The organism is Buttiauxella sp. (genome assembly GCF_035271705.1).
Classification (GTDB): domain Bacteria; phylum Pseudomonadota; class Gammaproteobacteria; order Enterobacterales; family Enterobacteriaceae; genus Buttiauxella.
Genome location: NZ_DATERI010000053.1, coordinates 12,477 through 31,917, shown reverse-complemented (window position 1 = coordinate 31,917; position 19,441 = coordinate 12,477). Strand labels below are relative to the sequence as shown.

Genomic DNA, 19,441 nt, shown 5'->3' with positions numbered 1-19,441 from the left:
CATTCAGCATGACGGATTTAGGTTATTGAAAAGTCTTTAAAATATTTGTCACAGCAAAGCAAAAACAAACTAGCATACTTTCAACAAGTGAGTAACATTATTGTTTAATATGGCAATTACTGACAAAAGTAGTTATCTATGCTGCGAAAGAGCATGGCACCAGCAGTAGTTTTCCATTACATTACCGCGGCCTTTGCTACGTTCATTTGCGGAGTTTTTAGTGGCTCAATCCTTATTTGATTTGCCAACCTATTTTAAGTTCTTTATTGGATTATTCGCGCTGGTAAACCCGGTTGGGATCATTCCCGTGTTTATCAGCATGACCAGCTACCAAACGGCGTTAGCGAGGAATAAAACCAATTTAACGGCCAACCTTTCGGTTGCGATTATTTTGTGGACTTCGTTGTTCCTTGGCGACGGGATTTTGCAGGTATTCGGGATATCAATCGATTCCTTCCGTATTGCTGGCGGAATCCTGGTGGTGACCATCGCGATGTCGATGATCAGCGGTAAACTGGGGGAAGATAAACAGAACAAACAAGAAAAATCAGAGAGTGCTATCCGCGAAAGCGTGGGTGTCGTCCCGTTGGCTCTTCCATTAATGGCCGGCCCTGGTGCTATCAGTTCGACTATCGTCTGGGGCACGCGCTACCATAGTTGGAATTATTTAATCGGTTTTACGGTTGCCATCGCGATCTTTGCTTTTTGCTGCTGGCTCGTCTTCCGCCTGGCACCGTACTTAGTGCGTCTGCTTGGGCAAACCGGTATTAACGTTATTACCCGTATAATGGGGCTGCTTCTGATGGCTTTGGGCATTGAATTTATTGTGAATGGCCTGAAAGCTATTTTCCCAGGCTTATTAAGTTAGTTCTGCTGAAACTAACATATGTAAAAGCAGAATAACTATTCTGCTTTTTTTTGTTAACTTTCTACCAACTTGCTTGAAGTATAAACATTTCTGTTGTTTCCATAAGAAAATTCTTCATAAGGAAATGCTTTGGAAACCGTGTATTAGCGAGCTGTGCTTTTATCTTCTGTACATAAAACTCACAATCAATCCGTTATTTAACTCACACTACACAATGATACTTGATGCGGCTTTATTGAGATGATATTAGTTATTAAGGCTGACTTGTAGATGAATGTGCTAAAAAACAGTCATTTGTTAATTTTTCGTGAATGACAGGTTTGTTTGCTTATGTTGCAAGGTAACTCACCATGTTCATACTATTTTTCTTTTGTTTTTTAGAGCGTTAACTAGATTTAACGTGCTTTTGAAGTCCCTTCACAGGTCTCGCTCTGGAGAGATAAAAGAGAAATGGTTAACAAATTTGCAAATTGTATTGGCGGGAATTAAGTGCTTTTGATACTTTCCGGGCAACACAATTATCTGAAAAGTGTTTCATTTACAGATGACTCATCAAAATCAACCTCAGACAGGGTAGGTTGATTAATAATCGACGGAGAAGGGTGCCATACAGAGTACCTTCCAATAAAGTCGGTGATAGCAAGCAACACAAAAAAACCTGGCAGTCGCATAACGCTCTTGTGCTGTTAAGGAACCCCAGAGGGGAAGAGGCTGGCCTTCGGGTCGGTAATTATAATGAGTGGAGTATCAACACAATGTCCATCATCACAAAAAAAAGTCTGGTAGCAGTAAGTATTTTAACCGCGCTAATTGTAGGCAATGTGGCCATGGCGGCCGACGTTCCTGCAGGTGTTCAACTGTCTGAAAAGCAAACGTTGATTCGAAATAACGGTGCTGAACCACAGTCACTGGACCCAAACAAAATTGAAGGTGTTCCTGAGGCAAACGTTAGCCGTGACCTGTTCGAAGGTCTGCTGATTACCGCTCCAAAAGATGGTCACCCCATTCCGGGTGTTGCAGAATCCTGGGATAATAAAGACTTTAAAGTGTGGACCTTCCATCTTCGTAAAGATGCGAAATGGTCTAACGGCGAGCCGGTGACGGCACAAGATTTCGTTTATAGCTGGCAGCGTCTGGTTGATCCAAATACCGCCTCCCCATACGCAAGCTATCCGCAATACGGCCATATCGTAAACGTTGATGAAATCATCGACGGCAAAAAGAAACCAAGCGAACTGGGCGTAAAAGCCATTGACGACCATACCCTGGAAGTCACTCTGAGCGAGCCTGTTCCTTACTTCTACAAACTGCTGGTTAACCCGGCGATGTCCCCGGTGAATAAAACCGCCATTGAGAAGTTTGGTGAGAAGTGGACCCAGCCTGCGAACCTCGTTTCTAACGGCGCATACAAACTGAAAGACTGGGTTGTTAACGAACGTATCGTGATGGAGCGTAATACCCATTATTGGGATAATGCGAAATCTGTCATTGATCAGATTACCTATCTGCCAATCTCTTCTGAAGTCACCGATGTAAACCGCTACCGCAGCGGCGAAATCGACATGACGTATAACAACCTGCCGATCGAATTGTTCCAGAAGCTGAAAAAAGAAATTCCAGCTGAAGTTCATGTTGACCCGTATCTGTGTACTTATTACTACGAACTCAACAACCAGAAAGCTCCGTTTAACGACGCGCGTGTCCGTACCGCTCTGAAACTGGGTCTGGATCGCGACATTATCGTCAACAAAGTAAAAGCACAGGGTGATCTGCCGGCTTATGGCTACACGCCTCCTTACGCTGACGGTGCCAAACTGACTAAACCTGAGTGGTTCACATGGACTCAGGAAAAACGTAACGAAGAAGCTAAGAAACTGCTGGCCGAAGCAGGTTATTCCAAAGATAAACCATTGACCTTTGACCTGCTGTACAACACCTCTGATCTGCACAAAAAACTGGCTATCGCTGCTGCCTCTATCTGGCAGAAAAACCTCGGCGTGAAAGTGAAGTTAGTGAATCAGGAATGGAAAACCTTCCTCGATACCCGTCACCAGGGTACCTATGATGTGGCGCGTGCTGGCTGGTGTGCAGACTATAACGAACCAACGTCCTTCCTGAACACCATGCTGTCTGGCAGTTCAATGAACACCGCGCATTATAAGAGCCCAGCCTTTGACGCCATTATGGCTGAATCGCTGAAAGCGACCGATGATGCACAGCGCAGTGCTGCGTACGATAAAGCCGAACAACAGCTGGGCAAAGACTCTGCTATCGTTCCGGTTTATTACTACGTGAATGCTCGTCTGGTGAAACCATGGGTTGGCGGTTATACCGGCAAAGACCCAATGGACAATATCTACACCAAAGATATGTATATCATCAAACATTAATGGCAATTTGTGGGGCAAGCTTTACCCTTCATACTTCACGCCGCAGATGCGTTAACTACGCTCATTCACCCCAGCCACATAGTTTGGCTATGTTGCTGGGGATTCATGAGCGTGTTGCCTGTCTTCAATGTGAGTTATTTCGGCTAATTTTTGCCCCATCGTGTCTTATTTTATCGCACTCTAAAGGCACAGCCAGAAGGTACGGGCAATGTTGAAATTTATTCTGCGTCGTTGTCTGGAAGCAATTCCGACACTCTTTATTCTTATAACCATTTCATTCTTCATGATGCGTCTTGCTCCGGGGAGTCCATTCACCAGCGAACGCGCACTTCCGCCAGAAGTTATGGCGAACATTGAAGCTAAATACCATTTAAACGATCCGATAACGACCCAGTACTTCAGTTATCTGAAGCAACTGGCTCACGGTGATTTTGGCCCGTCATTTAAATATAAAGATTATTCAGTTAACGATCTGGTGGCTTCAAGCTTCCCTGTCTCTGCAAAGTTAGGCGCAGCTGCATTTATCTTTGCCGTGGTTTTAGGCGTGCTCGCCGGAGTCATCGCTGCACTGAATCAAAATACCAAATGGGATTACGCAGTAATGGGGATCGCCATGACCGGGGTCGTGATACCCAGTTTCGTGGTTGCCCCGTTACTGGTTCTGATATTTGCAATCACGCTTAAATGGTTGCCTGGTGGCGGCTGGAATGGTGGGGCGATTCAATACATGATCCTGCCAATGGTTGCGCTCTCTTTAGCTTATATTGCGAGTATCGCGCGTATCACTCGTGGCTCCATGATTGAAGTGCTGCACTCAAACTTCATTCGTACAGCTCGTGCTAAAGGGTTGCCAATGCGTCGCATTATTTTGCGTCATGCATTGAAACCGGCTCTGTTACCCGTGTTGTCCTATTTGGGCCCGGCCTTTGTCGGTATCATTACAGGTTCAATGGTTATTGAAACCATTTACGGATTACCGGGTATTGGCCAGTTGTTCGTAAACGGAGCGTTGAACCGTGACTATTCTCTGGTTCTGAGCCTCACCATTCTGGTAGGCGCGCTGACTATTCTCTTTAACGCGATTGTTGACGTGCTGTACGCCGTTATCGATCCGAAAATCCGTTACTGACACTGGAGTTCGCCATGATGTTGAGTAAGAAAAACAGCGAGGCGCTGGAAAACTTCAGTGAACAACTGGAAGTAGAAGGCCGTAGCCTTTGGCAAGATGCGCGTCGCCGTTTTATGCATAACCGTGCTGCGGTTGCCAGCCTGATTGTTCTGGCATTCATTGCACTATTCGTGACTTTTGCGCCGATGTTGTCGCAGTTTAGTTATTTTGATACCGACTGGGAAATGATGTCGGCCACTCCAGATATGGCCTCCGGGCACTACTTTGGGACAGACTCCTCTGGCCGCGACCTATTAGTTCGCGTTGCAATCGGCGGGCGTATTTCTCTGATGGTCGGTGTGGCTGCGGCATTGGTTGCTGTGGTTGTTGGGACGTTATACGGCTCACTCGCGGGTTATCTGGGCGGTAAAACCGACTCGGTAATGATGCGTCTGCTGGAAATCCTCAACTCCTTCCCATTCATGTTCTTCGTTATTTTATTGGTGACCTTCTTTGGGCAAAACATCCTGCTTATCTTTGTGGCAATCGGGATGGTTTCCTGGCTGGATATGGCGCGTATCGTTCGTGGTCAAACCCTGAGTCTGAAGCGTAAAGAGTTCATTGAAGCCGCCCAGGTGGGGGGTGTTTCAACGGTGAATATTGTCGTGCGTCACATCGTGCCAAACGTGCTGGGTGTGGTCGTGGTTTACGCCTCGCTGCTGGTGCCGAGCATGATCCTGTTCGAATCCTTCTTGAGCTTCTTGGGTTTGGGTACACAAGAGCCGTTAAGTAGCTGGGGCGCGTTGCTGAGTGATGGTGCGAACTCAATGGAAGTTTCACCGTGGCTGCTGATGTTCCCGGCAGGCTTCCTCGTCATCACCCTGTTTTGTTTCAACTTTATCGGCGATGGCTTGCGTGATGCCCTCGACCCGAAAGATCGTTAAGGAGTGCCGCGATGAGCACAATTGAAAATTCTGCGGTGGTGACTCCACTGAGCCAGTCTTCTACGTTGTTAGACGTAAAAGATCTGCGCGTCACCTTTGGTACACCAGACGGTGATGTTACAGCGGTTAACGATCTGAACTTCAGCCTGCGTGCCGGTGAAACACTGGGTATCGTCGGTGAGTCCGGTTCCGGTAAATCGCAAACGGCTTTTGCTTTAATGGGTTTGCTGGCGGCGAATGGCCGTATCGGCGGCTCTGCTAAATTCAACGGTAAAGAGATCCTGAATCTGCCTGAGAACCAACTCAACCGCCTGCGTGCGGAGCAGATTTCGATGATTTTCCAGGATCCAATGACCTCGCTGAACCCGTATATGCGCGTCGGTGAGCAGTTGATGGAGGTGCTGATGCTGCACAAAAAATTGGGTAAAGCAGAGGCATTTGAAGAATCCGTTCGCATGCTTGATGCCGTGAAAATGCCTGAAGCCCGCAAGCGTATGCGTATGTTCCCACATGAGTTTTCCGGTGGTATGCGTCAGCGTGTCATGATAGCGATGGCGCTGTTATGCCGTCCAAAACTGCTGATTGCTGATGAACCGACCACGGCACTGGACGTCACCGTTCAGGCGCAAATCATGACGCTGCTTAATGAGCTCAAACGTGAGTTCAATACCGCAATTATCATGATCACCCACGATCTGGGTGTTGTTGCCGGGATCTGTGACAAAGTGCTGGTGATGTATGCGGGTCGTACCATGGAATATGGCCAGGCGCGTGACGTGTTCTATAACCCGGTTCACCCTTACTCCATCGGCCTGCTTAATGCGGTGCCACGTCTTGATGCTGAAGGCGAAGCGTTGCTGACCATTCCTGGCAATCCACCGAACCTGCTGCGCCTGCCGAAAGGCTGTCCTTTCCAGCCGCGTTGCCCGCATGCGATGGAAATTTGCAACACGGCTCCACCGCTTGAGCAATTTGGTGAAGGCCGCTTACGCGCGTGCTTTAAGCCAGTGGAGGAGTTGGTATGAACGCCGAGACACAAGATAAAAAAGTCCTGCTGGAAATTGCCGACCTCAAAGTGCACTTTGATATCAAAGACGGTAAACAGTGGTTCTGGCAGCCCTCTAAAACGCTGAAAGCCGTTGATGGTGTGACGTTGCGTCTATACGAAGGCGAAACGCTGGGTGTGGTCGGGGAGTCGGGTTGCGGAAAATCGACATTTGCCCGCGCCATTATCGGCCTGGTCAAAGCAACCGAAGGGCGTGTGGCGTGGCTGGGTAAAGATCTACTGGGGATGAATCAGGACGAGTGGCGCACTGTGCGTAGCGACATCCAGATGATTTTCCAGGATCCGCTGGCGTCACTGAACCCGCGTATGAACATTGGCGATATTATTGCTGAACCGCTGCGCACTTATCACCCTAAAATGCCGCGCCAGGAAGTTCGTGACCGTGTGAAAGCGATGATGATGAAAGTGGGCTTGCTGCCAAACCTCATCAACCGTTACCCGCATGAGTTTTCAGGTGGCCAGTGTCAACGTATCGGGATTGCTCGTGCACTGATCCTTGAGCCAAAACTGATTATCTGTGACGAACCGGTTTCTGCACTGGACGTGTCGATTCAGGCGCAGGTGGTCAACCTGCTGCAAAAACTGCAACGTGAAATGGGGTTGTCGCTGATCTTCATCGCCCACGATCTGGCCGTGGTAAAACACATTTCAGACCGCGTGTTGGTGATGTATCTGGGGCATGCAGTTGAACTGGGCACCTACGATGAGGTGTACCATAATCCGCTGCATCCTTATACCAAAGCATTGATGTCTGCGGTGCCGATCCCTGACCCGGATTTGGAAAGAAACAAAACGATACAACTTCTTGAAGGGGAGTTGCCATCGCCAATAAACCCGCCATCAGGCTGTGTTTTCCGTACCCGTTGCCCCATTGCTGGGCCGGAATGTGCGAAAACGCGCCCGGTACTGGAGGGCAGCTTTAAGCATGCTGTTTCCTGCCTTAAAGTAGACCCTTTATAAACTCGGAGGGCTGGCATAATGCCAGCCCTTTTTGTTTGCAAGAGGGATGTCGCTCACGCTAATCCTCCCTACTAAAGACTTACTCGCGCCACAGAATATGGCAAAGTTTATGGTCTTTTTCACGGCATAACAGCACACGTGCAAAGATGTCGTTGATTTCCCCACCGTCGGTATCGGCAAGGCCAATCACTACTTCGGCAAAAAAGTCTGGGTTTAGGTCGAAATCTACATGTTCCTGCCAGTCTTCGGCTGGGTCAAAAAGCTCGGCACCGCCACGCTCTTCAAATTGCAGGTTAAACAAAATCACGTCTGCCGGATCGAGGTTATCGACCGCCAACTCGAGAAAAATATCGTAAGCCTGCTCGAGAGTTTCATCTTCTGTCAGGCGATTGTTCAGATCCATTTCCATGTCTATTTCCACTTATCGAGTGCTGTTGCGCCACGTTTTACAGCAATGGGCTAAAGAAGTAAAACAGTCGCTCTACCACGCGCTGCCACAATGGACGCTTTACCCACAAACGCTGGTCTAGCAAGCGTGAGCGTGAGATGTAATCGTCCTGTACCGCAGCAAGGTCGCTGGCAAAACCGGAGTCATCAATAACCAACGTTATCTCAAAATTAAGCCACAAGCTGCGCATATCCAGATTCACGGTACCGACTAAACTTAATTGCCCATCAACCAGCACACTCTTGGTATGCAGCAGACCACCTTCGAACTGGTAAATTTTTACCCCAGCAGCCAGCAGCTCAGTAAAGAAGGCGCGGCTTGCCCAGCCCACCAGAAGCGAGTCATTTTTATGCGGAACGATAATACTCACGTCAACGCCACGTTGTGCTGCGGTGCAAATTGCATGGAGCAAATCGTCACTTGGCACAAAGTAAGGGGTCGTCATAATCAAGTATTCGCGCGCCGCATAAACCGACGTCAAAAGTGCCTGATGAATTAAGTCCTCAGGGAAGCCAGGGCCTGAAGCAATGGTGTGAATGGTGTGCCCACTGGCTTCTTCAAAAGGCATAATATTCGCGTCTGGGGCGGGGGGTAAAATACGCTTACCGGTTTCTATCTCCCAGTCACAGGAATACACAATCCCCATCGCGGTGGCGACCGGGCCTTCCATACGCGCCATGACATCGACCCATTGCCCGACGCCTGCATCTTGCTTAAAGAAGCGAGGATCAACCAGGTTCATGCTGCCGGTGTAAGCGATGTAGTTATCAATCATCACCATTTTACGATGCTGGCGTAGATCCATCCGGCGCAGGAACACACGCATAAGATTGACCTTCAGTGCTTCGACCACTTCCACGCCCGCGTTACGCATCATGTTTGCCCATGGGCTGCGGAAGAATGCGACGCTTCCCGCAGAGTCCAACAATAAGCGGCAATGGATACCCCGGCGCGCGGCGGCCATCAGTGATTCCGCGACTTGATCAGCTAAACCACCTGGTTGCCAGATGTAAAACACCATCTCGATATTATGACGGGCCAGTTGAATATCACGAATCAACGAATGCATCGTTTCATCACACGTCGTGAGTAACTGGAGTTGATTGCCTTTAACGCCACCAATCCCCTGGCGACGTTCGCACAGTTGGAATAGCGAAGTGGCGACTTCACTGTTTTCTTCGGCAAAAATATGTTTACAGCTTTTAAGGTCATTTAGCCACTTGGCAGTGGAAGGCCACATGGCGCGCGCACGTTCTGCGCGGCGTTTACCCAGATGCAATTCGCCAAATGAGAGATAGGCGATTATCCCGACCAGCGGAAGAATATAAATGATAAGAAGCCATGCCATGGCTGATGGAACTGCACGACGCTTCATCAAAATTCGCAGCGTCACGCCGGCTATTAAGAGCCAGTAACCTAAAATTATCAGCCAACTAAAGACTGTATAGAAGGTTGTCATAGTTCAAAAATCCTTTAGAAACCGTATGCTTTTGAGTTTACGCACAACAGCCATTGGTTGACACTAAAACAAAACTATACCCAAAATATTTTGAGTTGCTGAACACCAGCCAACGTACCAACATCCTAAAGTATGACGCGTATCAGCGTAAAACGGCTGGTCTGTAGGGCAGAACGCTCTATAATGTTGCGTCTTAAATACAACCCGAGTCGTAAAAATGAGGCGTAGTAGAACTGAGGTCGGACGGTGGCGTATGCTTCGTCAGACACAACGACGCAGATCGCGTTGGCTGGAAGGTCAGTCACGCCGCAACATGCGCATTCACGCCATCAGAAAGTGCCAGGTAAACCGCCAACGAAATTCCTTGTTGTTTGCCATTCACGATCAATGGGTGTCGTAAAATATGGGCACCGCTTGCGGTGCCCAGTCATTTCGTCGCACTAAAGTCAGATTGTTTGGGGCGTTTTAGTCTTCGGCGCAAGGACAATTCGAATAGGTATCTGCAAGCAGGGCGGGTAACGGGAATTACGAGAAGTGCATGGCCAGTAAAATAATGAGCACCGTGACTACGGCAACGGCAACAATCACCAAAGGATGACTGGCAAGCCAGCTATTCCAGCGGGCTTCCTGATTACCCACTGATTGCTTATGTTGCTCATAAGACTCATCAAAAAGACCCATCAAAATTTCCTGATAATTTCAAATACAGCGCTGAAAGTTGACGTGAGGTTATCACTGTCATTGAAATTGAGGAACGTAAAAAAAGCATCTCAATGTCCTTAGCAGATGAGAGAGGATTTTATGAGCAATCTGAGCATTGAAAATGCGAGCCTCTAAGTCATACCCGTAACAATAAGCAGCGCCAAATATGGCACCAGATTGAACAATAAGACTCCGATTTTATAGACGCTGATCCCGATGTAATGGATGGCATCAAAGCGCTCTTCTGAGATGCGGAACCATTGACTGTGTAACCGATACATCCAGCTGTGGGCAAACACAAAAGCGGCAAACCACCCCAGCAGAATGAGATAGTTAATGGCCAGACACCAGAGCAGGAATGTCTTGAGGGTGTGCAAGTCCATAATAACGTCCGGTGGTAATAGTGAGGGACCGGGATCAGACGATTCTGCTCCCGAATATTCGTTCTATCTGGGCAAAGCGGCTCCATCTGAGGGAGCCGTTAACTTTTTAGATGATACATTTTGCCTTGTGATCAAACGTTATTTGTAGAGGGTTGCTTCTCCGTACACCTGCCCGTCATCGTTACTTTCAGTGGTTATCGTATAGGCTTCTGCACCGTTGAATAGTGCTTCCGATTTAAGGGAGTTTTCCACTTCTTCAATAGAGGTTCCCTTTGCTGTGATGGTGCCGAGCTCTTGACTGTAAGAGGTTCCATCGACGAGAGAATCAACAGCCAGAGTCGTTATCGGAAGGGCTATCAGGACCGCAGCTACTGAAAAATAAAGTAAATTTTTCATCATTACATCCTCCAGGCTTATGAGTGATTAAAAGCAATCACCCTCATAAAGTTTAGGTGTAATAACGTAACAATAAAGTCAAAAATGATGGGATGATTCTCATTTTGTTAATACTAAAACATGAAAAATTGACTGTTTTGATTTGCGTTCGGACACACTGGATATAAAAAAGGCACTTCAAAATACCATGTGTATTTATCTGTGCCCTTTATGGATATCAATAATCAATATTCAATTTCAACTAATTGATTTTTATTGAATAATAAATTAGAAGACCTTCTTGTAGGGTTTGATCGCTACCTGCTTATAAACGCCTGCGGCGATATAAGGATCGGCCTCAGCCCAAGCTTGAGCATCTTCAAGTGAGGTAAATTCCGCAATCACCGTTGAACCGGTAAAACCTGCTGCACCCGGTTCATTGCTATCAACAGCAGGCATTGGCCCTGCGGTTAACAGGCGACCTTCATCGCGTAAAAGTTGTAGTCGTGCCAGGTGGGCAGGGCGTACAGCTAGCCGCTTTTCGAGAGAGTCGGCATTATCTTCCGCATAAATGACATACAGCACGTGAGCACTCCTTATTGATATGAGGGTTGTAAAATACGGTAAGTGAATGAAGCTAAGACTGCAATTGAAAGATAAACAAGATGTTAAATCGCGTTCACGAATGGGGGAATTTCAGCCAGCCACCCGTAAAATACGCCACTTTATTCGATGCGTTGTTGAATATGATTGCTATTTGCATTTAAAATTGACGTCCGTTTAAGAGACATAAGCCATTATGACGTCAATGACCCTTGATTTACCTCGTCGCTTTCCATGGCCGACCGCACTTTCGGTTGTGCTTCATGGTGCTGTTGTTGCGGGGTTGCTCTATACCTCGGTACATCAGGTTATTGAGTTACCAGCGCCCGCACAGCCTATCAGTGTCACGATGGTGGCACCCGCTGAGTTGGAACCCCCACAACCTGAAGTTGTGCAACCTCCTCCTGAACCGATAGCAGAGCCTGAGCCAGAACCGATTCCAGAGCCGCCGAAAGAGGCACCGGTTGTTATTCATAAACCAGAACCGAAGCCCAAGCCAAAACCGAAGCCGGTGAAAAAGGTCGAGCAGCCTAAGCGTGAAGCAAAACCGGTTGAACCGCGCCCGACCGCTCCGGTAACCAACACGGCACCTGCGCGTCCGGCACCGGTTGCTAAGACGGCACCTGTGACGTCGACCGCTCCAGTGGTGACAGGCCCGCGTGCGCTTAGCCGTAATTCGCCTCAGTATCCTTCGCGTGCACATGCGTTACGCATTGAAGGTAAAGTGCGAGTGAAGTTTGATGTTGGTCCAGATGGTAGTGTGAGTAACGTGAGTATCCTCTCCGCACAACCTGCCAACATGTTTGAGCGTGAAGTGAAAATGGCAATGAAAAAATGGCGCTATGAAAGCGGTAAGCCAGGGCAGGGTTTGATTGTTAACGTGGTGTTCAGACTTAACGGCGGCACAACGATGGAGTAATCAGACTCCAATATCGCCCAATGAAAACGGAACCTAATGGTTCCGTTTTTTGTTCATAAGTGCAGCTTACTGGAAGGCGTAACTCAAATTCACACCCACGCCATAATTGCGCCCTGGTGCGGGTTCGAAGTAGCGGCCATTACCTTCGTTGACGATGACTGAACCGACATATTCTCGGTCGAATAAGTTATCGACGCGCCCCCAAACATCCAACAGCCAGCGTTCCTGGACACGCACTTTGTAACCGCTATTGAGTGAGGCTACGGTATAAGCTGGCGCCTGGGCAGTATTCTCGTCATTGGCTTGAATATCACTCAAATATCGTATGTCGGCACCCGCATAGAAACCTACAGGGGGGGCGTATTCCAGTGCCGCATACCCCATATTACGTGCAATACCTGGAATGCGATTTCCCTCGCAATGGTCATCACCACAGGCGTTGCTGCGATATGTCGCATCCAGATAAGTCCACGCCATTTTGATACGCCAGTCATAACCCAGCTGGCTATCGGCGGAAAGCTCCATGCCACGACGTCGTGTTTCACCGGCATTTTTATAAGTCGTACGCCCACCACGACTTTGGTCGGAAACAATCTCATCGTCGGTGTCGGTCTGGAACAATGCGGCCGTCAGCAAGCTGTTACCGATACGGGTTTTGCTACCGACTTCCACGGTATCGCTGGTGGCAGGTTTTAAGCCAAAATTCAGACCGGACTGGCCGTTATCACGATATGAGAGCTCGTTGATGGTAGGCGTTTCAAAGCCGCGGCCCGCCGAAGTGTAGACATTCCACGCATCGGTTATTGCATATTTCAGCGCAGCGGCCGGCAGCCATTTGTGATAACTCGCATCGCCGCTGTCGTCTCCATTCAGGGCAGTGATGTATTCATCATTGGAGTCGAAGTAAACCGAGCTAAAGCGTACGCCAGCATCCAGACTCAGTTTGTCGGTGAGCTGCCAGGCAGTTTGCAGATACGGGTCAACGTTCCACATCAGATTACGTTCGTTACGACGCAAATCGCCTTTCTCACCCAAAACCGTGGTGCCGTTTTCCACCACAAAGTTCTCATAACCTTTGCGGTTTTCAGACAGGGTTTCGTAGTCAATCCCGGTGGTAAAGGTCACCGGAACAGACAGCAGATTGCCACGGTGCGTCCAACGCGAATCTATCCCTTGATAGTGGCGGGTGAGCGCGATAACGCCACCGGGATGCGTCGGTTTTAACTGCGGAGCGACGGGAATAGACTGATATTGCGTGGTTTCTCGCACACCCGCATAAGCCATGATACTGAGATCATCATGAGCGGAAAGCTGCCGGTCATAACGCAGCCCAGCCTGAGTCTGTTTGGTTGTCTTGCGCGTATTGTACTGCTCAGCACGCGGTGCCTGAGTGGGGTTGTCATGCCATTCCTGTTCGGTTAAACCGCCCGGATCGTTGGCATCAATATCGACACTATTGAGCAGCAGCGTTAATTTACTGACTTCATTAAGGCGCACGCCCAGTTTGGCGTTACCCAGATTTTTTTGTGCGCTGCTATGGTCACGATAACCGTGAGTGGTAAAGCGTGAAGCAGAAACGGCGTAATCGACATCACCCGCCTGGGTGCCGTCACCCGTAGCGCCAGTGGCTTTTATGCTGTTGCGCCAGCTACCAAAACTGCCGTAATAACTGCTGGCTTCAAAGGTCGGTGGCTGTGTGCCCGTGGTGGTGGTGACATTCACCACGCCGCCCGAGGCGTTACCGTATAACGCAGAGAAAGGGCCGCGTAAAATCTCAATATTTTCAACGCTGTTTAAATCGATATTCGAGGTTTGGCCTTGCCCGTCGGGCATAGTGGCGGGAATACCGTCTACATACATGCGTACCCCGCGCACACCATAAGTTGAGCGCGATCCAAATCCACGAATCGACAGCTGTAAATCTTGCGCATAGTTCTGGCGGTTCTGGACTTGCAGACCTGGTACGCTGCTCAGGCTTTCTGAAAGATTAACCCGTGGTGCGGCTTGGCGCATATCGTCGCCATTAACGACACTCACCGCCGCTGGCGTATCCAACTCGGAAATCGTGCCTTGTGTTGCGGTGACGACCATGGTGTCTTCTGCGGCAAGTGCGGGAAGGGCAAGAGACGAGAGGGCGGGGACGAGTATCAGTGGAAGGGAGATCTTTCCATGTTGCACAATTTTCATCAGACATATTCACTGGTGGGAGCATTTACGTTCCAGACGAACCATCTGGAACATTCAGTGTATATGTTAATACTTGTGATGAATGTTTGAGAAGTGTTAACGGCACATAACGTTAATGCTACGAAGATTTGTGGCATGAAGTGTTGGTGTTGGGTTAAAAGATAGCCACCACGCAGAGCGTGGCTATCTTTTTTCAGAGCAAAATGGTTTAGAGCTTAGAGCTTAGAGCTTAGAGCTCATCGGTTACTGTTGTGCAGTCTTCGTGATGAAGATGGATCTGCTTTTCAATTTCGCGTACACGTTTACGTGCACCAAACCAGCCCAGTACCAGCACCAAACCAATCAGCGGAATAGAGGCAATCGTATACGTCCCGTTCGGGTAATCGAGACTCATCAGCACCAACACGCTAAACAGAAATAGCAGCGTCAGCCATGAAGTGAACGGCGCACCGGGTAATTTAAAGCTGACATCTGCCGCTTTACCTTCTTTAATCGCTTTGCGTAAACGCATCTGGCACACCACGATAAACGCCCAGGAAGAGATAATCCCCAGCGACGCCACGTTGAGTACGATTTCAAACACTTGCGAAGGCACCAGATAATTCAACAGCACCCCAATCACATACACACCAAGCGTGACCATAATCCCGGCGTAAGGGACTTGTTGCTTGCTCATCTTCGACATGAATTTAGGCGCAGAACCGCCCATCGACATCGAACGCAGAATGCGCCCGGTGGAATAGAGGCCGGAGTTGAGGCTGGAAAGCGCAGCACTCAATACCACCATGTTCATGATGTCGCCGATGTAAGGCACGCCGAGTTTTGAGAAGAAAGTCACAAACGGGCTTTGCCCCGCTTGATAGGCATTCCACGGCAACAACAGCACCAGTAAAACCACTGAGCCGACGTAAAACAGACCGATACGCCAGATAACGCTGTTAATGGCTTTCGGCACCATGGTGTGCGGGTCTTTACATTCGCCCGCCGCCGTCCCCACCAGTTCAATCGACGCAAAGGCAAAGACCACGCCCTGCACAAGCACTAAGGCGGGTAGTAAACCATGTGGGAATAACCCGCCGTTATCGGTGATTAAGTGGAAGCCCGTCGTGTTGCCATCAAGCATTTTACCGCTGCCGAGGAATATCGTGCCGACCACCAAAAAGACCACGATCGCGAGGACTTTGATTAATGCGAACCAGAATTCCATTTCGGCGAACCATTTCACGCCGATCATGTTCATGGTGCCGACAATCCCAAGTGCGCAAAGAGCAAAGACCCATTGCGGCACATCACCGAATGCGCCCCAGTAGTGCATATACAACGCGACGGCGGTGATATCGACGATGCCGGTCATCGCCCAGTTGACGAAGTACATCCAGCCTGCAACATAAGACGCTTTTTCGCCGAGAAACTCACGGGCGTAAGAGACAAAACTGCCGCTTGAAGGGCGGTGCAGCACCAGTTCACCCAGTGCACGTAAAATGAAGAATGAAAAGATCCCACACACCAGATACACCAGTGCTAATGCGGGGCCTGCCATTTGTAGACGCGCACCCGCGCCTAAAAAGAGGCCGGTACCAATGGCGCCGCCGATGGCAATCATCTGTACCTGGCGGTTGCCCATGGCTTTGTGATAACCGGCATCGTGTGAATTTAGCCAGCGCCGTTTGGCCGCGTGATTTTCCGCTTCCGTTTTTTGTCGTGTTTGCATTGTGATCCCTGTTTCCTTATTAAAAAGATACCCACCGCAGTGCCTGGCTTTTTATACATTCAGCGTCATGGCAAAAGGGCGCTAGATCCTATCCATAAATGTTAACGGACGCTAATCTCTTTTTATTAAAAAATAAGGGAATGTGAATGTTTGGCGAGGAGGGAAAAAACGATGGACGGCACCGAGGCCGACCATCGCGGGTAACCTTAGCTGCGCTGCCAGGTCACTTCATAGTGGTAATGCTGTTTATCGAGTAAGTATTCCGGCGATACGCTGGGACTCCAGGAGTCGTCGCCACCTACGCCCATATGGAAACCATCAATATTCAACCACGTGCCTGGTTGTGCAACGAGCAAATGGCGATGGGAGGTCTCACGTAACAGTTGTTGGCTAAAGCGACTGATGTTGAAGTGGAATTTCCCCTGCCAATGATTGTCGCCGTATTCCAGACTTTGGGTCTCGCAACGCAGTCCGTTCTCCGTCGGGAAAACATACGGGGTATACAAATCCTCCAGTGGACGCTGCCAGTAATCAAACAGGGCAGATTGCTGGCGGTCAGGATAGTTTTCGTGTGGCCCTAACCCCAGCCAGCTCACTTGCGCATCGACCTGGGTCAACTGGCAGGTAAGCCCGATACGCGCCGGTGGTGGTGTGCCAAAAGCGACGTCAACATCCACACTCACGTGGAGTGCGCCCTGGCAATCAATCCGCCAGAGTTTACGGCTGATGAACAGCGTTTTGCCCTGGTGCTGCCAGCTGTGCACTGTACGTAACTGCACTTCATTTGCCAGAGCCTCAGCCTCGCAATAATCCAACTGTGATTCGAGTTGGTACATGCCCGCCGCTTTCCAACGTTCGACCCAGGCGTTGGGATCAATCCGCGTGACCTCACTGACACCGATGTCGTTATCTAATGGAGCACGGGTGAACTGATCCTGAAGCGGCTGTAACAGTGTGGCTTGTTGCGCATTCCACCACTGGCTGAGTAATCCTGTTTCACGATTGAATTGCCAATGATGACTGCCATGGTGGATATCAAAATGACTCTGGCTGATTTCAAGCTTAGGTGCCTCGCCGCTAACGGGTGGCACTGTCGTGTGAAGTACGCCCGCAAGTTGCCACTGGTCCCAGGCGCAAATATGCCCGGCCTCAGACCATTGCGTGGCGTTAATTTGCTGCACTTTTACGGTCAACCACACATCGCCATTTTCAGTCATGGTTGGGAGCGAATCGAGGACGATAACCTGCTTACCCTGCGGGGCAATATCTAACCGTGCTTCACCCTCGGCAAGCCGTGTTCCCGCTTGCGAAACTTGCCAAATCAGGCGCTCGTTATCACTGCGACGGAACAAGTATTCGCTGGTAATCTCAAGGCGCAATGGGGTTTCGCGATGCAGTTCGAACTGGAAGAACTGTTGCGCTTGCTGGGCTTCATACAACGCCGGATGTGGCGTGCGGTCAGCAAACACCAGACCATTCATACAGAACTGACGATCGTTTGGTTTGTCACCAAAATCACCGCCATACGCTGAATACGGTTCGCCATTCTCGTCATGTTTGATGAGCGATTGATCCACCCAATCCCAGACAAAGCCGCCTTGCAAACGAGGATACTGACGGAACGCCTGCCAATATTTATGGAAGCCGCCAAAGCTGTTACCCATGGCGTGGGCGTATTCACAAAGAATCAGCGGGCGCGTTTCATCCGGCATGCCGATCCACTTTTTAATTGACCATTTTGGTACCGCCGGGAAGGGCTGATCCTGGTCGACGCGTGCATACATCGGGCAAATAATATCGGTGGCGGCACTGTTGGCACCGCCGCCTTCATATTGCACTGGGCGCGAAGGGTCGACTGATTTTATCCAGCGATAGAGGGCGTCATGGTTCGCACCATGGCCGGACTCGTTACCCAGCGACCAGATGATAATCGAGGGATGGTTGATATCGCGTTGCACCATGCGTGTCACGCGTTCTGTCATCGCGGGCAGCCAGACGGGGTCGTCACTCAGGCGATTCATCGGCACCATGCCATGAGTTTCAATATTCGCTTCATCCACCACATATAAGCCGTAGCGGTCGCACAGGCGATACCACAATGGATGATTTGGATAATGCGAGCAGCGCACTGCATTAAAGTTGTGCTGCTTCATGAGCAAGATGTCCTGGCGCATGGTTTCAGCGTCCATGACCTGGCCATTGACCGGATGATGCTCATGGCGGTTGGTGCCACGGATCAGCAAGGGTTTGCCATTTAACTTCAACAATCCTTGATGAATTTCGACTTTACGAAAGCCGACGTCATAGGCCTCGGCTTCTATTGTCGCGCCCTGGTTATCGCGCAAAATCACCACTGCGCGATAAAGATGCGGTTCTTCAGCGCTCCACAGCAACGGGTTGGCGACGGGTATTTTGAGCGTAGTGCGGTCAGTATATGCACCACGTTCATCAATAATCTCACTGCCGAGGGGTTGTTGCTTTTCCCCTATGCACTGTTCGCCGCGCCACAATTGCATGCAGACTTGCACTGCGCTGTCGATTTCACCTTTTACCACCACCTGCGTTTCTACAATGGCGTGGCTAAAATCTTCATTCAGATGTGTTGCGATCCGCACATCGCTCAACTGCGTCGCAGGTTTATGCAGTAGTGTCACATCGCGGAAAATCCCGCTCATCCGCCACATATCCTGGTCTTCGAGATAGCTCCCGTCACACCAACGCAGCACCATCACCGCAATTCGGTTTTGCCCGGCGCGGAGCACCTTACTGAGATCAAATTCAGAGGGCAGGCGGCTGTCCTGCCCATAGCCAATCCAGTGGCCGTTGCACCACAGGTGGAAGGCAGAGTTCACGCCATCAAAAATAATCCGTGTCTGTCCGCTCTCGAGCCACGAAGGGTCGAGATTGAATGTGAGCGAGTAACAACCGGTTGGGTTTTCTTCAGGAACGCACGGCGGCGTGACCGGAATCGGATAGGTGACATTGGTATAAATAGGTGCATCAAAACCATACATTTGCCAGTTTGATGGCACAGGCAAAGTTTGAGCATCAGGTAAGTCCGCATTCAGCCAGCCTTCGGGCACCTTTTCAGGTTGCGTAAAATAGCTGAACTGCCAGTCACCGTTAAGACTCGTCAGACTTTCTGAGGGGGCGTCGTCACGTGCTGACTGTTCATCACGCCAACTGGCAAAGGGGGGATGAGCCGCAAGGCGGTTTAATTGCGTGACCGCTGGGTTTTCCCAGTCACGTCGGCCAAGAATTGCTGCCACTGATGCGGCGACAGTACCTGATTGAATGGTCATATTGGATGTTCCTTTA

General features: G+C 49.6%; 17 protein-coding genes. 8 read left to right on the top strand and 9 right to left on the bottom strand.

Features of this window, described 5'->3' with window-relative positions; genetic code table 11:
* Positions 1 to 220 precede the first annotated feature (220 nt).
* From VJY99_RS04265 to oppF, 6 genes are all read left to right on the top strand, one after another.
* Positions 221 to 868 carry a YchE family NAAT transporter gene (locus VJY99_RS04265; protein ID WP_324116628.1) on the top strand — a complete coding sequence of 216 codons (648 nt, stop codon included), beginning with the start codon at positions 221 to 223 and terminating at the stop codon, positions 866 to 868.
* A gap of 755 nt (positions 869 to 1,623) precedes the next feature.
* Positions 1,624 to 3,258 (top strand): oligopeptide ABC transporter substrate-binding protein OppA, encoded by a 1,635-nt coding sequence (gene oppA, locus VJY99_RS04260; RefSeq protein ID WP_324116626.1) that lies wholly within the window; start codon positions 1,624 to 1,626, stop codon positions 3,256 to 3,258.
* A gap of 208 nt (positions 3,259 to 3,466) precedes the next feature.
* The gene (oppB, locus tag VJY99_RS04255; RefSeq protein WP_324116624.1) at positions 3,467 to 4,387 is read left to right on the top strand and encodes an oligopeptide ABC transporter permease OppB; all 921 of its coding nucleotides are present in this window, start codon (positions 3,467 to 3,469) and stop codon (positions 4,385 to 4,387) included.
* A 14-nt stretch (positions 4,388 to 4,401) separates the two neighbouring features.
* A complete protein-coding gene (gene oppC / locus VJY99_RS04250) occupies positions 4,402 to 5,310 on the top strand; it encodes an oligopeptide ABC transporter permease OppC (RefSeq protein WP_324116622.1) in 909 nt (302 codons plus the stop codon).
* 11 nt (positions 5,311 to 5,321) lie between these two features.
* Positions 5,322 to 6,335: an ABC transporter ATP-binding protein gene (locus VJY99_RS04245; RefSeq protein ID WP_324116620.1), complete on the top strand. Its 1,014-nt coding sequence runs from the start codon at positions 5,322 to 5,324 to the stop codon at positions 6,333 to 6,335.
* Positions 6,332 to 7,336, top strand: coding sequence for a murein tripeptide/oligopeptide ABC transporter ATP binding protein OppF (gene oppF / locus VJY99_RS04240; protein ID WP_324116618.1), 1,005 nt, complete (start codon positions 6,332 to 6,334; stop codon positions 7,334 to 7,336). The genes VJY99_RS04245 and oppF overlap by 4 nt, the downstream gene beginning before the upstream one ends.
* Positions 7,337 to 7,415: 79 nt before the next feature.
* On the opposite strand, the gene VJY99_RS04235 is transcribed toward oppF, so the two are convergent.
* Both VJY99_RS04235 and cls read right to left on the bottom strand, forming a co-directional pair.
* On the bottom strand, positions 7,416 to 7,745 hold the full coding sequence (locus tag VJY99_RS04235) for an HI1450 family dsDNA-mimic protein (protein WP_034455830.1): 330 nt from the start codon (positions 7,743 to 7,745) through the stop codon (positions 7,416 to 7,418).
* Between the two features lie 37 nt (positions 7,746 to 7,782).
* On the bottom strand, positions 7,783 to 9,243 hold the full coding sequence (gene cls / locus VJY99_RS04230; protein ID WP_324116613.1) for a cardiolipin synthase: 1,461 nt from the start codon (positions 9,241 to 9,243) through the stop codon (positions 7,783 to 7,785).
* A 217-nt stretch (positions 9,244 to 9,460) separates the two neighbouring features.
* Here cls and VJY99_RS04225 point away from each other — a divergent pair, with 217 nt between their 5' ends.
* Entirely contained in the window at positions 9,461 to 9,643 is a 183-nt protein-coding gene (locus VJY99_RS04225; RefSeq protein ID WP_324116611.1) for a YciY family protein, read from the top strand.
* 125 nt (positions 9,644 to 9,768) lie between these two features.
* Here the strand turns inward: VJY99_RS04225 and VJY99_RS04220 are convergent, their stop codons facing one another.
* The 4 genes from VJY99_RS04220 to VJY99_RS04205 form a co-directional block, all read right to left on the bottom strand.
* On the bottom strand, positions 9,769 to 9,924 hold the full coding sequence (locus VJY99_RS04220; protein ID WP_324116610.1) for a hypothetical protein: 156 nt from the start codon (positions 9,922 to 9,924) through the stop codon (positions 9,769 to 9,771).
* 152 nt (positions 9,925 to 10,076) lie between these two features.
* The gene (locus VJY99_RS04215; RefSeq protein WP_324116608.1) at positions 10,077 to 10,328 is read right to left on the bottom strand and encodes a DUF6868 family protein; all 252 of its coding nucleotides are present in this window, start codon (positions 10,326 to 10,328) and stop codon (positions 10,077 to 10,079) included.
* Positions 10,329 to 10,466: 138 nt separating this feature from the next.
* Positions 10,467 to 10,727 (bottom strand): YdgH/BhsA/McbA-like domain containing protein, encoded by a 261-nt coding sequence (locus VJY99_RS04210; RefSeq protein WP_324116606.1) that lies wholly within the window; start codon positions 10,725 to 10,727, stop codon positions 10,467 to 10,469.
* Between the two features lie 264 nt (positions 10,728 to 10,991).
* Positions 10,992 to 11,288 carry a YciI family protein gene (locus tag VJY99_RS04205; protein WP_324116604.1) on the bottom strand — a complete coding sequence of 99 codons (297 nt, stop codon included), beginning with the start codon at positions 11,286 to 11,288 and terminating at the stop codon, positions 10,992 to 10,994.
* A gap of 223 nt (positions 11,289 to 11,511) precedes the next feature.
* Here VJY99_RS04205 and tonB point away from each other — a divergent pair, with 223 nt between their 5' ends.
* Entirely contained in the window at positions 11,512 to 12,225 is a 714-nt protein-coding gene (gene tonB / locus VJY99_RS04200) for a TonB system transport protein TonB (RefSeq protein ID WP_324116720.1), read from the top strand.
* 66 nt (positions 12,226 to 12,291) lie between these two features.
* Here the strand turns inward: tonB and pqqU are convergent, their stop codons facing one another.
* The 3 genes from pqqU to VJY99_RS04185 all read right to left on the bottom strand — a co-directional run bounded on the left by pqqU (position 12,292) and on the right by VJY99_RS04185 (position 19,425).
* Positions 12,292 to 14,412: a TonB-dependent receptor PqqU gene (gene pqqU / locus VJY99_RS04195; RefSeq protein ID WP_324116602.1), complete on the bottom strand. Its 2,121-nt coding sequence runs from the start codon at positions 14,410 to 14,412 to the stop codon at positions 12,292 to 12,294.
* A 229-nt stretch (positions 14,413 to 14,641) separates the two neighbouring features.
* Positions 14,642 to 16,123 (bottom strand): L-asparagine permease, encoded by a 1,482-nt coding sequence (gene ansP, locus VJY99_RS04190; protein ID WP_324116600.1) that lies wholly within the window; start codon positions 16,121 to 16,123, stop codon positions 14,642 to 14,644.
* Positions 16,124 to 16,329: 206 nt separating this feature from the next.
* Positions 16,330 to 19,425, bottom strand: a complete 3,096-nt coding sequence (locus VJY99_RS04185) for a beta-galactosidase (RefSeq protein ID WP_324116597.1) — start codon at positions 19,423 to 19,425, stop codon at positions 16,330 to 16,332.
* Between the last annotated feature and the right edge of the window lie 16 nt (positions 19,426 to 19,441).